The sequence below is a fragment of the Pseudomonas sp. 01L34 genome, assembly GCF_056400265.1.
In genome coordinates, this window is sequence record NZ_JBFTSX010000004.1 from 117859 (window position 1) to 134409 (window position 16551).

General features: G+C 59.3%; 13 protein-coding genes. 7 read left to right on the forward strand and 6 right to left on the reverse strand.

The features are described 5' to 3' along the window. The first annotated feature begins 174 nt into the window (after positions 1-174). Complete coding sequence (locus tag AC1DQM_RS12735; RefSeq protein WP_477746276.1) at positions 175-1500, forward strand: OprD family porin; 1326 nt, start codon at positions 175-177, stop codon at positions 1498-1500. 545 nt (positions 1501-2045) lie between these two features. On the opposite strand, the gene AC1DQM_RS12740 is transcribed toward AC1DQM_RS12735, so the two are convergent. From AC1DQM_RS12740 to AC1DQM_RS12760, 5 genes are all read right to left on the reverse strand, one after another. Next, positions 2046-2378, reverse strand: a complete 333-nt coding sequence (locus AC1DQM_RS12740) for a DUF2790 domain-containing protein (RefSeq protein ID WP_477746277.1) — start codon at positions 2376-2378, stop codon at positions 2046-2048. A 79-nt stretch (positions 2379-2457) separates the two neighbouring features. After that, positions 2458-2658: a co-regulatory protein PtrA N-terminal domain-containing protein gene (locus AC1DQM_RS12745; protein WP_477746278.1), complete on the reverse strand. Its 201-nt coding sequence runs from the start codon at positions 2656-2658 to the stop codon at positions 2458-2460. Positions 2659-2894: 236 nt separating this feature from the next. Beyond that, complete coding sequence (locus AC1DQM_RS12750) at positions 2895-6047, reverse strand: CusA/CzcA family heavy metal efflux RND transporter (protein WP_477746279.1); 3153 nt, start codon at positions 6045-6047, stop codon at positions 2895-2897. Between the two features lie 40 nt (positions 6048-6087). After that, complete coding sequence (locus AC1DQM_RS12755) at positions 6088-7281, reverse strand: efflux RND transporter periplasmic adaptor subunit (protein ID WP_477746280.1); 1194 nt, start codon at positions 7279-7281, stop codon at positions 6088-6090. 49 nt (positions 7282-7330) lie between these two features. After that, positions 7331-8590 (reverse strand): TolC family protein, encoded by a 1260-nt coding sequence (locus tag AC1DQM_RS12760; RefSeq protein ID WP_477746281.1) that lies wholly within the window; start codon positions 8588-8590, stop codon positions 7331-7333. 467 nt (positions 8591-9057) lie between these two features. Here AC1DQM_RS12760 and AC1DQM_RS12765 point away from each other — a divergent pair, with 467 nt between their 5' ends. The 6 genes from AC1DQM_RS12765 to AC1DQM_RS12790 all read left to right on the forward strand — a co-directional run bounded on the left by AC1DQM_RS12765 (position 9058) and on the right by AC1DQM_RS12790 (position 14744). Beyond that, positions 9058-9732 carry a heavy metal response regulator transcription factor gene (locus AC1DQM_RS12765; RefSeq protein WP_007940896.1) on the forward strand — a complete coding sequence of 225 codons (675 nt, stop codon included), beginning with the start codon at positions 9058-9060 and terminating at the stop codon, positions 9730-9732. After that, entirely contained in the window at positions 9729-11129 is a 1401-nt protein-coding gene (locus AC1DQM_RS12770; RefSeq protein WP_086944992.1) for a heavy metal sensor histidine kinase, read from the forward strand. Before AC1DQM_RS12765 ends, AC1DQM_RS12770 begins: the two co-directional genes overlap by 4 nt. A 376-nt stretch (positions 11130-11505) precedes the next feature. Continuing rightward, positions 11506-11634, forward strand: coding sequence for a hypothetical protein (locus AC1DQM_RS12775; RefSeq protein ID WP_256597110.1), 129 nt, complete (start codon positions 11506-11508; stop codon positions 11632-11634). 43 nt (positions 11635-11677) lie between these two features. Further along, positions 11678-12910, forward strand: coding sequence for a YcaO-like family protein (locus AC1DQM_RS12780; RefSeq protein ID WP_477746282.1), 1233 nt, complete (start codon positions 11678-11680; stop codon positions 12908-12910). Continuing rightward, complete coding sequence (locus AC1DQM_RS12785; RefSeq protein ID WP_477746283.1) at positions 12907-13866, forward strand: class I SAM-dependent methyltransferase; 960 nt, start codon at positions 12907-12909, stop codon at positions 13864-13866. The genes AC1DQM_RS12780 and AC1DQM_RS12785 overlap by 4 nt, the downstream gene beginning before the upstream one ends. Further along, positions 13866-14744: an alpha/beta fold hydrolase gene (locus AC1DQM_RS12790; protein ID WP_477746284.1), complete on the forward strand. Its 879-nt coding sequence runs from the start codon at positions 13866-13868 to the stop codon at positions 14742-14744. The genes AC1DQM_RS12785 and AC1DQM_RS12790 overlap by 1 nt, the downstream gene beginning before the upstream one ends. A 43-nt stretch (positions 14745-14787) precedes the next feature. Here the strand turns inward: AC1DQM_RS12790 and AC1DQM_RS12795 are convergent, their stop codons facing one another. Continuing rightward, positions 14788-16530: an ABC transporter substrate-binding protein gene (locus AC1DQM_RS12795; RefSeq protein ID WP_064618814.1), complete on the reverse strand. Its 1743-nt coding sequence runs from the start codon at positions 16528-16530 to the stop codon at positions 14788-14790. Positions 16531-16551: the final 21 nt, after the last annotated feature.

Below are 16551 nucleotides of genomic sequence, written 5' to 3' on the forward strand. Positions count from 1 at the left end.
GTGCAAGGTTGTCATTCCACGCACATGACGAAATTGTAATTCCCCCATCACCTTGGCGTTATCCGCAGCTTGCAACGATGTCACCCGGCGACCATGCCGGCGGGCTCTTGCCCGCCGAACAATAAAACCCACGCCGAAGCACGTTCCCGTTCTGCCGAACCCAAGGAGTGATTGATGGTTAACAATACAAAAATGTCGATAGCCGCTTTAGCGGTGGTTGTCGGCTCCGGGCCGTCCATGGTGTTGGCGGAAGAAAAACCCGAGGGGTTTATCGAGGGCAGCAGCCTGACGGTGCTCAACCGCAACTTATACTTCAATCGTGATCACCGTGACGGCCAGTCGAGTCCCACCGGCAATGGCTATTCCGAGGCCTGGGCTCACGCGGTCATCAGCAAGTTCGAATCCGGCTTTACCCAAGGCACCGTTGGATTCGGGGTCGACGCGTTTGCGATGATCGGCTTGAAACTCGATACCGGTGACGGGCGCAACGGTGGCCGTAGTTCTTTCGACGTGTTGCCGGTCGACAGCGATGGTCAGGCGCGGGATGAATACACCAAGGTCGGTGGCGCCGCCAAAGTGCGCGCCTTCGATACGGTGGTGAAGGTCGGCGATGTGTTCCCTGCCAACCCAGTGGTTGCGGCAGGCGACTCCCGACTGTTGCCGGAAAGCTTCCGGGGTGTCACGGCCACCAACAACAGTATCGAAGGTCTGTCGGTACAGGGCGGTCGCCTGCATGCGATGAGCCAACCGGTGTCCAGCGACATGCGCGAAAACTTCGCGACCTTCTACGCCGGTCCAGTCAATTCGCCGTGGGTCGGCTATCTCGGTGGCGACTATGCACTGAACAAAAACCTCAGTTTCAGCCTGTATTCCAGTCGCCTCAAGGACGCCTGGAATCAGTATTACGCCGGCACCGCATGGACTTATCCGCTGTCGGATGACCTGTCGCTATTCGGTGGCTTGAACTATTACAAGGCGGTCGACGAAGGCAAACAACTGCTCGGCGAGTTCGACAACAACATCTGGAGCGGCCGTGTCGGGGTGAAACTCGGCGCCCACTCCGTTGCGTTATCGCACCAGCGCAACAACGGCAACGACGACTTCGACTATCTGCGCCAGTCCGACTCGATCTTCCTCGACAACTCCATCCAGTACAGCGACTTCAACTCGCCCAAGGAACGTTCCTGGATGGTGCGTTACGACCTCGACATGAGCAGCTATGGCGTGTCGGGTTTGTCGTTCATGACTCGTTACGCCCGCGGCACCGACGCCGAATACTCCAACGCCAACGCCGTGTACATGCGCCGCGATGCCGACGGCAACCCACTGACTGACCAGAAGCGCTGGGAGCGCGACATCGAAGTCAAATACGTGGTGCAGAGCGGCTCGCTGAAAGACATGTCTCTTCGTTTGCGCCAGGCCACCACCCGCGCCACGGCGTTTGAGTCGGATCTGGATGAAGTGCGGGTGATTGTCGAGTATCCGCTGGCGATTCTCTGACTTCACGGCTAATGCAAATTCACCTTTAGAAGCTCCTTGCTCCTTTGGTAAGAGGTGAATCCTTTGGCGTCCTTCGGGGCGCCTTTTTTATGCCCGTGAATTGAGCACTGCAGAAGCAGCCTTCGGCGACGCCTACAGGGTCGGCTTCTGTTTCGGGAGGGTTTGGTGTTGGCTTTTTCATGATTTCGGCATTCAGCGTGATGGTTAGAGCTGACCCATTCGGTTCCACGCGAAAAGGAGGCAGCTGTACGCAGGTTGGAACCCGGGCCACTGAGCAAAACCCGACAGACTCGAAGTCTCCCGCGCACAGCCGCCATAACGGAGTGCACACATCAAGGTGCGCACGTCATGAAAGGCACTTTTGCTTTCAGTGGAGCCGCGGGGTTCCAATTCCGATCACTGAATTGGCAGCGACAAACACAGGCTAGAGAGCGGACGTCCGACGGACAACCTGAAAACATTGTGGGAAGCCTCCCTACCTTCGCCATATCTGTTAAACATCCCGAATTGAAATACTCAACGTAGGTTGGAGGCCCTCTGTGCCCTCACCCGCCCTGTCGGCGGCAATCGCCAGCCACGGTGTATTTGATGGTGTTGATTTGGCCCTGAGAATCTTCGTAGGTCATTGCGGTGGGCACCGCGGCACAAGCAACTTGCGGTCGCACAACGCTCACCACTTTCACCACATCCAGTTTCATTCCGTATTCGTAGTCTTTCACCACCGGCGCAGGTTTACCCTGGTTGGCCGCGTACTGCTCCATGGCTTTGGCGTTGGCACTGAACGCCCTCTCAAACGTCCGGTCACCGCCGCCTTCTGCCAGCGCATTCAACGACATCGCCAGCGCCCCGGCGAACGCCACCCACTTAAAAACTTTCATACCCAGTACCTTCAAATCCAGGCTCAAAAAAAAGCCCACCATCGGCCTTCGATGACGGGCTAGTTCAAGTGCGACACGCTTACAAGTCTTTGGTCTTGTCGCCCTTTTTTTCATTCAACACGACGGGGTTGCGCGCCTGTTCCTTGGCGACAAACGCCTCCACCGAACGGTCATTGGCCGCCATCATTTTCTCAAAGACTCTGTCGCCGCCACCTTCAGCCAAAACAACAGAAGACATCACCAACGCCGCTGCGAACGCACTCAGTTGTACAAATTTCATGCTTGATTCCTCGTTTAATTAACTAACGGGATCAAGGTAACAATCCGAACCTTTCGTGACGGTGGCGCGCAAATTACATATCCGTTATTTAACCTGAAAGGCACCTGTGGCGAGGGAGCTTGCTCCCGCTGGGTCGCGAAGCGGCCCCTCCTTCACCAACAGAAGAAGGGCCTGCTACGCAGTCCAGCGGGAGCAAGCTCCCTCACCACAGATAGTGGTATGCCTGAAACATTGGCTTATGAGGTGGGACTCCTCTCCTCTTCACCTCGGTGCGCGAGCTGATACAGCGCCGGCAAAATCAGCAGCGTCAGGATGGTCGAAGACAGAATCCCGCCGATCACCACCGTCGCCAACGGTCGCTGTACCTCCGCACCCGTGCCGGTCGCCAAAGCCATGGGAATGAAGCCCAGGGACGCCACCAGCGCCGTCATCAACACCGGGCGCAGACGCGTGAGCGCACCCTCATTGATTGCATCAGCGAGCGAACGCCCCTCCTCCCGCAAATTGCGGATAAACGCGATCATCACCAGACCGTTGAGCACCGCCACCCCCGACAGCGCAATGAAACCAACGCCCGCCGAGATCGACAGCGGAATATCCCGCAGCCACAGCGCCATGACGCCCCCGGTCAACGCAAACGGAATCCCGGTGAACACCAGCAAGCCGTCCTTGAGGTTGTTGAACATCATGAACAGCAAGCCGAACACCAACAGCAAGGCCACCGGCACCACGATCTGCAAGCGTTTGGCCGCCGACTGCAACTGCTCGAACTGCCCGCCCCAGCCGGTCCAGTAACCCGCCGGCACCTGCACATCGCGCTCGATCACCTCGCCGGCCTCTTTAACGAAGGAGCCAATATCGCGCCCACGCACGTTGGCGCTGACGATCACCAGCCGCTTGCCGTTTTCGCGGCTGACCTGATTCGGCCCGAGCACCAGATCAAGGCTGGCGACGTCCTTGAGGGCGATGAAGCCAATCTGATCAGCCGCGCCATTCAGGGGCGCCGGCACCGGAATCAACAGTGCCGACAAACCTTCGATGTCCTTGCGCATGGCATCGGACAGGCGCACCACCATGTCGAAACGCCGATCGCCTTCATACAATGTCCCGGCCTGACGCCCGCCGACTGCCACCGCAATGGTGTCTTGCACGTCGCCGACGTTGAGCCCATAACGCGCCGCCTTGTCGCGGTCGATGTCGATGGTCAGCACCGGCAGGCCGGTGGTTTGCTCGACCTTGACCTCGGACGCGCCGTTGACCTTCTGCATGGCGGCGGCGACCTTCGCCGCCGTGGCGTTGAGCACGTCCATGTCATCCCCGAACACCTTGACCGCCACATCGCTGCGCACGCCGGAGATCAGTTCGTTGAAGCGCAACTGGATCGGCTGCGACAGTTCATAGTTGCTGCCCGGCAGCGTCGCGGCGGCTTGTTGCAGTTCGGCCATCAGCGTTTCGCGGGACTTGCCCGGATCCGGCCACTGCGCCTTCGGCTTGAGCATCACGTAGCTGTCGGAGATGTTCGGCGGCATCGGGTCGGAGGCGATTTCGGCGGTGCCGGTACGGGCGAACACACGCTCGACTTCGGGCACCTTGTTGAGAATCAAGGTCTCCAGACGCTGCTGCATATCCACCGATTGCGTGAGGCTGGTGCCCGGCACGCGCAAGGCTTGCAGGGCAAAATCGCCCTCACTGAGGCTCGGCACAAACTCGCTGCCCATGCGGCTGGTAAGCACGCCGCTGAGCACAATCACAGCCAGCGCCGCCCCAACCGCCATGGCGCGATGGGACATCACCCACGCCAGCGCCGGCGCATAAACGCGACGCGCGCCGCGCATGACCACGCCCTCTTCTTCCTTGACCTTGCCGGTGACAAACAACGCGATGGCCGCCGGCACAAAGGTCACCGACAACAGCATGGCGCCCAACAGCGCGATGACCACCGTAAAGGCCATCGGGTGGAACATTTTTCCTTCGACACCGCTCAGGGCGAAGATCGGCAGGTACACGACCATGATGATCAACTGGCCGAAAATCAGCGGCCGTCGCGCTTCTTTGGCCGCCGCGAATACTTCGTGGAAACGCTCGGAACGGCTCAGCAAACGCCCGTGATGCTGCTGCGCATGGGCCAGCCGTCGCAGGGTGTTTTCGACGATCACCACCGCGCCGTCGACGATGATGCCGAAGTCGAGGGCGCCGAGGCTCATCAGGTTGGCACTGACTTTGTTGGTGAACATGCCGGTGAAGGTGAACAGCATCGACAGCGGAATGACCATCGCGGTGATCAACGCCGCGCGGATGTTGCCCAGGAACAGGAACAGAATCGCGATGACCAGAATCGCCCCTTCCACCAGGTTCTTCTTCACCGTGGCGATGGCCTTGTCCACCAGGTGCGTGCGGTCATACACCGGCACCGCGATCACGCCTTTGGGCAGGGAACGATTGATCTGCTCAAGCCTGGTCGCCACTGCCTGGGAGACCGTCCGGCTGTTTTCGCCGATCAGCATGAACACCGTGCCCAGCACCACTTCGCGACCGTTTTCGGTGGCGGCCCCGGTACGCAGTTCGCGGCCGATGTCTACCGTCGCGACGTTCTTGATCCGGATCGGCGTCCCGTCGACATTGGCCATCACGATATTGGCGATGTCGTCAGTGCTCGCCACTTGCCCAGGCGCGCGAATCAGCAGCTGCTCGCCGCTGCGCTCGATGTAACCGGCACCGACGTTGGCGTTGTTGCGCTCCAGCGCCGTGACCAGATCGGTGAGGGTCAATTTGTAAGCCGCCAGCCGCTTCGGGTCGGGGGCGATCTGGTATTCCTTGGCGAATCCGCCGATGGTGTTGATCTCGGCCACACCGGGCACGTTGCGCAATTGCGGCTTGATGATCCAGTCCTGAATCACCCGCAAATCGGTTGGCGTGTAGGCGGTGCCGTCGTCCTTCAGCGCACCGTCCTGCGCCTCCACCGTCCACAGGAAAATCTCCCCGAGCCCGGTGGAAATCGGCCCCATCAGCGCTTCCGCGCCCTCGGGCAATTGCTCCCTGGCGATCTGCAAGCGCTCGTTGACCAATTGCCGGGCGAAGAACAGATCGGTGCCGTCCTTGAAGATCACCGTGACCTGCGACAGCCCCGAACGCGACAGCGAACGGGTCTGCTCCAGCGCCGGCAAACCGGCCATGGCGGTTTCAATCGGGAAGGTGATGCGCTGCTCGGTTTCCAGCGGCGAGAACCCGGCCGCGCCGGTGTTGATTTGCACCTGGACGTTGGTGATGTCCGGCACGGCGTCGATCGGCAGTTTTTGGTAACTGGCGACGCCGAGGCCGGCCATGAGGAGAACGGCGAGCAGCACGATGATGCGCTGCTCGATGGCAAACTGGATCAGGCGTTCGAACATGAGAACCTTCCGGTCGAGGTTGACGGATCAGTGGGAGCCTTCAATGAGAATGCTCGGCCGAGGCTTTGCCCAATTCCGATTTGAGGACGAAGCTGCCGGCACTGGCGACTTGCACGCCCGGCTCCAGCCCTTGGATGACTTCCACAAGACCAGCCGCGCGACTGCCCAGCTCCACCGCTTGCGCCTTGAAGCCGTCATCGGTGCGCACGAACACCGTGGGTTTGTCCTCGACGGTCTGGATCGCGGTTTCAGGTACGGCGACCCTGGCTTGACGACTGTCGGTCGCCACCAGCGCGGTGACGAACAGGCCGGGGCGCCACGAGCCTTGCGGATTTTCCAGGGTCACGCGGACCGTTGCAGTGCGGGTCTGTTCACCGAGCAAACTGCCGACGTAGGCCACGGTGCCGGCGATTTCAGCATTGAGTTCCGGGGCGCTGACGGTGACCGGTTTGCCCATTTGTACCTTGGTCAGCTCCTTGGGCGAAACGCCGAACGTCACCCACACCCGCGACAGGTCGGAGAGGGTAAAAGCCGCCGAGGTCTCATCGACCACCTCCCCCGGCGTCAGGTGTTTTTCCACCACCACACCGTCGAACGGCGCGCGCAGTTCATAGCGATTGCCGCCGGTGGCGACCACGCTGCCACTGAGCACGCTGATTTTTTGCCGGGCATTGGTCAGGGCAATTTCGGCTTCTTCCAATGCCTGGCGTGCCTGAAGGAAATCCTGCTCGGCGGAGATCTTGTCCTGCCACAGTTTTTTCTCGCGTTCGTAGGTGGTGCGCGCCAAGGTCAGGCGCCGCTGCGCGGCAGCCTGTTCGCTGCGCTGATCAGAGATCTGCTGACTGGCGATCACCGCCAGCAACTGGCCCTTCTTCACCGGCTGCCCAAGATTGACCGATACCGACTCGACCACCCCGGGCACCCGAGGCACCACGTGCGCGGTACGGTCCTCGTCAAAGCGCACTTCGCCGGGGAACGGCAAGCCGAGGCTGATGTTCTGCGCCCGCGCTTCGGCCAGTTGAATGCCCGCCGCTGCGATCTGTTCGGTGCTCAGCTCCAGGTGCCCTTCTTCTGTATGTTCACCGTTGGCTGCTGTGCCTTCTTCAGCGTGACCGGCGTGTTCCGCCGCTTCATCGGCGTGAGCGTCGATGGACGCATTTCCCGGCCACATCGAGCCAATACCAATGCCCAGCGCCAACGTCGCCGCAGCCACCACGATCAGTTTTTTTTCCATGGAAACTCCTCTGCGCCATACCATCGCGCAGTGATTTGAAAGATGAAATTCAAGGGCTGACGGTGAGGTCGCCGAAGATGCGTTCGATGCGTACTCGCGCGTCCGTCGCCTCGCTGACGGCCTGGATGTATTGGCTGCGTGCGCTGATCAGGGTGCGCTGGGCGTCGAGCACATCGAGGAAGCCGAACTTGCCCATTTCGAAACCGCGTGTGGCGCTGTCGACCGCACTTTGCGCGGCGGGCAGGATGGTCTGGTTGAACGCTTCGACTTCGCCATTGGCGGTCTGCCATTGCTCAAGGGTGGTCTGGATTTCCGTGCGCAAACGCAGCTCGGTGGCGTTGCGCAGGTCCCGCGCCTGATCGCTGCGCCGGGCTGCCGCCAGCACGTTGCCCTGATTGCGGTTGAACAGCGGAATCGGCAGCGACAGCCCGACCACGTTGACCCGCTCGCGCTCGGTTGCGCTGTATTGACTGCCAATGCTCACGGTCAGGTCGGGAATGCGTTGCGACTTTTCCAGACCCAATGAGGCTTCGCGCTGATCGATCTGCAATTTGGCCAGACGCAGTTCGGCGGTCTCGTTCAGGCGCTCCAGCAATCGGCTCGCCGGTGGCACGGTGGGCATGCTTTGCGTGGCCGCTTGCACGGTGGTCGAGGTTGGCCACGGTGCGCCCATGACCTGCGCCAATTGCTGGTAGGCGTTGGCCCGATCGCGTTCGGCGCGGCTCAGTTCCAGGCGCACTTCGGAGAGTTGCACGTGCGCACGGGTGCCTTCGACTGGCGATGATTTGCCGGCCTCGATGCGTCCTTGGGCGACGCGCAAACCGTGTTCGGCCAGTTGCAGCGACTGGCGGGACAACTGCAAGCGTTGTTGCGCGGTCCGGGCGCTGTTGAACGCCTGAATCACATCGGCGCGCAAGGCATTGCGCTTGCGCTCCCACTCGATCCCGGCGGCGTCCTGCGCGCGGCTGGCGACGTCGATCCGTGCACCACGTTTGCCGCCCAGTTCGATCGGTTGGCTGAGCATCACCGTGGTGGTTCGCGAATCGCGCCGGGTGTCTTCGGCCTCCCACGACACTTCGGGGTTGGGGATCAGACCGGCCTGTTTGCGCTCACCCTCGGCGATGCCGATTTCCCACTGCGCAGCCGCCAGATCCGGGTTACCGGCAAATGCCGTTTGCAGGGCTTGATCGAGGGTCAGGGTGGATGCATGCACAAGCCCCGTGCCGGCCAGCCACACAACGCTGGCCGTCACTGTCCTCGCTGTTTTTTTCAGGCGTGCTCGCGCCGTCCGTTCTTTTAAACCGGGCAATGGAAGACTTCCTTTATTCAAGAATCTTTGATGCCGCCACGGTAGGGTTTTGAACTTATCGGCAAGGTGACTGGAACATTACAAATCCGTCATCCACGGTTTATGGAAGTTGTTTTGATCTAGGATGCGAAGTGCGAAAGGCGACATAGCAATACATGGAAACAAATACACGGTAGTTATCTGCCAAACAGCACTTGCCTGAATGTGGCGCATGGGCATTCGGGCTTGCCTGCTGCGACAGGCTGTCGCAGACGACCCTATTAAGGGCTCAAGACCCAGCATTTCAGTTGACCCTGTAGCCACTACAGCCTTTACCTTGCACGCCATCACACAGGGAAACCGCCGTAGGAAACCAGCAACTCACAATCTCTAGTCGTTATTCAAATCCGTCCGGAAGCCCCTACAAAAACAACAACTTTCCTGGCCACCTTAATTAAATATCCATTAAATAAAAGTGGTGATAGATCATGCGAATCCTTGTCGTCGAGGACGAGCTTAAAGCTGCCGAATACTTGCATCAGGGACTGACGGAAAGTGGTTATATCGTTGACCACGCGGCCACTGGCGCCGATGGACTGCATCTGGCGCAACAGCAGGCATATGACCTGGTGATCCTGGATGTGAACCTGCCGGAACTCGATGGCTGGGGCGTGCTGGAGCAATTGCGTCGCACCCATTCCACCCGGGTGATGATGCTCACCGCGCGCGGGCGTCTGGCCGACAAGATTCGTGGTCTGGATCTGGGTGCCGACGATTATCTGGTCAAGCCATTCGAGTTTCCGGAATTGCTGGCGCGGGTGCGCACGCTGATGCGCCGCAGCGAAAACATCCCGGTGCCGCAGGTGCTCAAAGTCGCCGATCTGGAACTTGATCCGGGCCGTCACCGCGCCTTTCGCGGCGAGCAGCGCATCGACCTGACCACCAAGGAGTTCGCCCTGCTGCATCTGCTGATGCGCCAGTCCGGGGAAGTACTGACCCGCACCCAGATCATTTCGCTGGTGTGGGACATGAATTTCGACTGCGACACCAACGTGGTCGAAGTGTCGATCCGGCGTTTGCGGGCGAAGATCGACGACCCGTTCGACAGCAAACTGATCCACACCCTGCGCGGTGTCGGCTATGTCCTGGAGGCGCGGGAATGAAGCCGGCCAGCCTGTCGATGCGCCTGGGCCTGACGGTGAGTATTCTCGGCGCGCTACTGGTGGTGTTCCTGGCGATCCTTGCCTACTTTGCCCTGACCCATGAGTTGAACGCGTTATCCAGAAACAGCCTGGCCCAGAAGGTGGAACAGGTGGAACACAGCCTGTCGCTGTACGCCGATGCCGCAGAAATTCGTTCGGCGCCGCACATTCTGCTCGATCAGGTCATGGGCCATGACAACCTCACCCTGACGATTTATGACCGCAGTAACTTGCGCACGCCGCTGTTGAAATCCGGCTCCGGCATGGCCGACCCGCGCCTTGAACGCAAGGCAGTGCTGGCCGCCGACGAACCACTGGCGTTCTCCGACGGCACCGACGATCAAGGCAAGCGCTACCTGACCGCTTCTCGGTTGGTCCGCATCAAGGACGGCACCCGCGTCCCGGTGCTGCTGTCGATGGACGATGCCCACAATCAGGCGTTGCTCAGCGCCTATCTGCGCTCGACGCTGATTGCTTTGCCATTGCTGCTGATCTTCATCGGCCTCAGTGCCTGGGCCGCCGTACAGCGGGGGCTGATGCCGTTGCGCGAGTTTCGCAAAGTGGCGGCGATGGTCTCGACGCAAGACCTCGGCCATCGGCTGTCGGTGCTCGACATGCCCCAGGAACTCAGTGAGCTGGCCCAGGGGATCAACGTCATGCTGGATCGCCTCGACAATGGTGTGCAGCAGTTGTCGCAGTTCTCCGATGACCTGGCCCATGAACTGCGCACGCCGATCAACAATCTGATGGGCAAGGCACAGGTGACGCTGTCCCGGGAACGCACGGCCGAGGCGTACAAAAACGTCTTGGTGTCCTGCACCGAAGAGCTGGAGCGTGTCGCGCGGATTGTCTCGGACATGCTGTTTCTGGCGCAGGCCAGTAACCCCGCAGCGCTCACATCTTTCGAGTCGGTCGCCCTGGAAGAAGAAGTCGAAAAAGTGGCCGACCTGTTTTCCTTGTCGGCGCAAGACAAGCGCATCAGCCTGAGCGTGACCGGCAGCGCGCGCGTGCTGGGCGACCGGCTGATGATTCAACGGGCGATCTCGAACCTGCTGTCCAACGCCCTGCGCCACTGTCCGGCCGGGCAAACGGTTTCGCTGCACATTGAGCAAGAGGCGACACAGGTTGCACTGGAAGTCAGCAACCCCGGCGCGGGCATCGAAGCGCAGCATCTGCCGCACCTGTTCGACCGCTTTTACCGGGTCGACAGCAGCCGCTCCCGCTCACAAGGCAGCACCGGACTGGGCCTGGCCATCGTGCGCTCGATCATGAGCCTGCATCAGGGGGTGGCACAGGTTAAAAGCTCGCCTGGGACGTTGACGGTGTTTCGATTGGGATTTCCCACCCCCGATGAATAGATGCCCAGCCATTCAACCTGCATTTTTTCTGAAACGCCTTCATACGCGATAGGAAAAATCGTCGCGCGAAGAACCCTGAAGAGCCACAAAAGTCAGTCATCACGATTTCGCACCTCCATGCAGCTGAAATTTCCGACAAGTGCATGCGTCGAAATCGTTGGGGCGGGTATGTCCCGCAATACCGTCCCATTCAACACCCGCCGATGCGTCACGAAAAAAATCGTCAAGCCGACAATTGATGTGTACGTATTTCAACACCCCTTGAATATGGTTTTTGAAACTTCCTGTCATTTTTGACCGAGCCAATACCTGCCTTATACATTTGCTCCGTGCTCGATACAGCACATCCAATGTCTAACAAAAAGAGAGTTTAATCATGGGTTATATGGGTAACTGGAACGCCAACAAAGTGATCGACCTTGAACAACAGGAAGCGCCTACGCCAGAGCAGGTTGAAGAACTGCAACTGACTGAGGCTGAACAGTCCGAACTGGAAGCTGTATAAAAAACGGGGGGCCGGCGCCCCCCGTTTCTCGAGGGAACGAACAATGGGTTTCACACTTGCCGAACGAGAACTCACCCTGGAGCAAGCTGAACAGCGGATTCACGCTGAACTTGATGGCTTGGGCCTGCGTGTCGACACCCGCACACTGGGCCAGCAGATTGTCGCGGTCCATGCCTCTGCCAGCTCCAGCGATCAGCACCACACCGCCAGGGGATCAGGTAAAGGCTACCCGCGCCACGCCCGTGTCGGTGCACTTTACGAAATGCTGGAACACTATTTAAGTGACCACTTGGATACATCCGACATTCACTATGTAGCCCCGCGCTATTTTTCCGACACATCACTATTTACCGACGACACTGCCCTGGCACTTATCGCCGAACAACCCAATGCCATAACAGCCTGCCGACAGTATACGGATGTTCTAAAGCACACTTCATTTACATACCCGGTCGCTTTATGCACACCCGGTTATTCACGACGAACACTGATACAAGACACAACCAACTATGGCGCACTGCAACGTTATGCCAGTAATAGCGGAACCGCTATTGGCGCAACTTACAACGAGGCGGTTTTGCATGCTGCCAATGAATGTATTGAGCGCGATGCGGTTTCGTTGTTCTTGCTGGAGCATTTCTACTACGAAAACCACGCGCCCCTGCGCCGCGTCGCACGCACGTCCGATCACGACAAGCTGGGTCGGCTGTGGCTGGACGCCGAAGCGGAGATCGGTGCCGAGATCGTCCTTGTCGACATCAGCACCGAATTCCTGCCGCGAACCTTTCTGGCCTTTTCAGCCGCGCCATGCACTCACCCACGAGTCTTCGGCACCGGTTGCTCGATTGATGCCAGGCATGGCGCATGGCGAGCACTTACCGAACTGGTTCAGTTACATCTTTGGTCCTCGGAGCCTGAACTGAGAGACTATCTGAGCAACGCTCAGCGGCATCTGACGGCCTTTCCTCGCCTGTTGCGCTGCCTGCGATTCGATCGGCATCCGCTGTTGAACCTGTGCGAGCAACAAACAGTAGTCTTGCCCAATGCTCGTGATGAACGACCATTGGCCGAGCAAATCAGCTTGCTGGCCGAAGACCTGCATCGGCATGGGCGCACGCTGGGCATTGCACCGCTTCACCAGACCGCCCTCGGCACCACGCTGGTCAATGTCGTCATTCCGGGGCTGGAGCGATTTTTCGTAGTCTCCAGCGGCAACGTGGTTATCCCGCAGGCGCGGGGACGGCGCTTGGAAAGGCGACATGGAGTGCCGGCATGAACGCTCGATCGGCAACGACTGCCCTCCATCGAGAACAGCGCTTGGCTCAATCCTTCGTCCGTCATGTGGCCTCCCCTGGCAAACTCGATCGTTACGTCGAGCCCTTGGGGCCGGGGCTCCATCAGCTCTTCGTTCTGCGCGTGAATGGCTGCGACTGGGTGGGCCGAAAAGTCCTGCAACACACTGACACTGACGGCTGGCATATCAACAGCCTGCTCAGGCCCTGGATGTTGCTCGGACCGCTCGCTGAGTGGCATTGGGGCAATGAAGGTGCAGAGATCTATTTTCGAGGAGTTACCCGACAAGAAAAGGAAACGGCTTTCCACGTTGCGCAGACTAAACCGGACAGCGAGGTGTGTTTCCCGTTTCCTGTCACTGATGACACGGGCCTGGAGTTTGTTTGCCCGCCCGAATACTGGCAGTGCAATGAATCGCTCGCCAAGCAACTGGATGCCGACGAAAGCCACTTTCGCCAGCATTGCGCAACGTTACTCAAGACGATATCGAGTCCCGGCGCGGTGATCCATGATCCGGCGTGCTCGACTGGGGAATTCATTGCGCACCTGGCCCGCGAACTCCCCGACCGACATTGCCTGGGCTCCGATCGTTCGGCGTCGATGATCGAACATGCAAAAAATCGTCATGGCACCTCATCTGCCGAATTTTATCTGGCCGATGCCCGAAACATTGCCTCTGCCGGCATCAAATGTGATGTGCTGATACTGCGTTTCCTCAATGCCGAAGTCATGACTCGCGCCGATGCGCAGCAGACATTGCACGATATGGCACCGTGCGTGAATCCGGGAGGCACGATTATCGTTTTCGGCCATACGCCGGTACTGATTTCCGTTCCCTACATGGCCCAGATCCTGAAACTGCAGGTGATTTCCAGTGTAGCGGCCCGCCCCGGGCACACGGAGCTGTTTCAGTTCTACAGACTGAAGGTTCCCATCTGATGGTGGTCTCCCCGATCAATGGCTACTACCCGACTTGTGACGGCCACCATCTCTATTGGGAGCGGCACGGCACACCCGGCAGCGAACCGATATTTTTCCTGCATGGCGGGCCGGGTGGTCGTAGCGCCCTCCATCATCTTGAGTTCTTCGATCTGCGATGTTTCGATATCATTTTGTTCGACCAGCGAGGCTGCGGGCGCTCCCTTCCCCTCGGCGAGCTCCAGCACAACAGCACTGGGCTATCCGTTGAAGACATCGATGCCCTGCGGCGGCATTTTGGTTTCGAAAAAATCAGTTTGCTGGGCATTTCATGGGGAAGCTGGTTGGCCATCCAATACCAGCAGCTCTATCCCGACGCCATTCTGAAAACCACGTTGGTCTCGGTGTTCATACCGTTTGTTGCGAACGTAAGCGCCTACGATAAAACCTTGAGCGAGGGTTTATCTCAATTCGCCATTGGCTCCCACGACGCCAGTGCGCGGGGTATCTACCAGCTACTGAGCAATGGTTGCGAGGTGCAACAGCGTCAGGCTGCCATCCACTGGCTGCAGGCTATTTTGCAATTGAACGGGCAATCGATGTGCCCGCACGCACTCGAAGACTTCGTTGATGAAGAAGCGGTGCGCGCCATCTGCCTGGAGTTGCATTACCACGTTAATCACTATTTCTTCACACGGGCGGACGAGCGTCTCCGGGTCGATGCCGATACCCTGGTGATACAAGGCATCAAAGACACCTTCGGCATGTCCAGCGTACGTTGGCTTCGCCAGCGCCAGAACATCCGTTGTCGTCTGCTCCACGCCGGGCACAACGCCTTCGACCTCGCGGTAATGAGAACCGTGCGCCAGTCGCTGAAACGAGAAAGTGGGCATAAATAGAAACGGCACCCGAAGGTGCCGTTCGACGTCGCAGGCCGATCTGTTACTTACGCGCCACCTCCCACGATTTCAGCAGTTCGGCATAGCTCACGGTTTCACCCTTGGGCTTCTCGTTGGCCAGTTTCGGCTTCGGTGCGCCCGGTTGGTCGAACCAGTATTGCGCGTCGCGTTCCGGGTTCATTTTCGGCGCGCAAGTGGCCTGGGCCTTGGAGCGTTCCAGACGGGTCATGATCGCGTCCTGATCCTTGGCCAGACCATCGAGCGCCTGTTGCGGGGTTTTCTCGCCGCTGGCGGCTTCGGCGATGTGGCTCCACCACAACTGCGCCAGACGCGGATAGTCCGGCACGTTGGTGCCGGTCGGGGTCCATTGCACCCGCGCCGGGCTGCGATAGAACTCGACCAGGCCACCGAGCTTCGGCGCCAGGTCGGTCATGGCTTGAGAGTTGATGTCCGACTCGCGGATCGGTGTCAGGCCGACGATGGTTTTCTTCAGCGACACGGTTTTCGAGGTCACGAACTGCGCGTACAGCCAGGCCGCGAGTTTCTGTTTCTCAGGCGTGGACTTCATGAATGTCCAGGAACCCACGTCCTGATACCCAAGCTTCATGCCCTCTTCCCAGTACGGCCCTCTCGGCGACGGCGCCATGCGCCACTTCGGCGTACCGTCGGCGTTCACCACCGGCAGGCCCGGTTTGGTCATGTCGGCGGTAAAGGCGGAGTACCAGAAGATCTGTTGGGCAATGTTGCCCTGAGACGGTACCGGGCCAGACTCGGAAAAGGTCATGCCCGCTGCTTCCGGCGGCGCATAGGCCTTCATCCAGTCGACGTATTTCTGTGTCGCGAACACCGCCGCCGGGCCGTTGGTGTCGCCGCCGCGGGTCACGCTGGAACCGACCGGATGGCAGTCCTCGACACGGATGCCCCACTCGTCCACCGGCAAGCCGTTGGGCAGCCCCTTGTCGCCGCCGCCGGCCATGGAGAACCAGGCATCGGTGAAGCGCCAGCCCAGGGATGGATCCTTCTTGCCGTAGTCCATGTGCCCGTAGATGCGTTTGCCGTCGATTTCCTTGACGTCTTCGCTGAAGAATTTGGCGATGTCTTCATAGGCCGACCAGTTCACCGGCACGCCCAATTCGTAGCCGTACTTTTCCTTGAATTTTGCTTTCAGGTCCGCCCGATCGAACCAGTCGGCGCGGAACCAGTAAAGGTTGGCGAACTGCTGGTCGGGCAGCTGATAGATCTTGCCGTCCGGCGCGGTGGTGAAGGAAATGCCGATGAAGTCCTTGATGTCGAGGGTCGGCGAGGTGAAGTTCTTGCCTTCGTTGGCCATCAGGTCGGTGATCGACTCGGTCTTGCCATAGCGAAAGTGCGTACCGATCAGGTCGGAGTCGTTGACCCAGCCGTCATAGATGCTCTTGTCCGACTGCATCACGGTCTGCAGCTTTTCCACCACATCGCCTTCTTGCAGCAAGTCGTGGGTGACTTTGATCCCGGTGATCTCGGTGAAGGCCTTGGCCAGCACCTTGGACTCGTATTCATGGGTGGTCAGGGTTTCCGAGACAACCTTGATGTCCATCCCGCGAAACGGCTCGGCCGCCTTGATGAACCACTTCAATTCCGCGAGTTGCTGATCGGCCGTCAAGGTGGACGGTTTGAATTCGCCGCCGATCCACTTTTTCGCAGCGTCTTCGTAGGCATCAGCCCAGGCCGATGCGCTCAATCCGCTGAGTGCCAGCATGGCTGCCAGTGAAATGCTATGTCGCAGCTTATTGTTTTTGTCGAACATAGAGACCTCCTTTATGGGTTT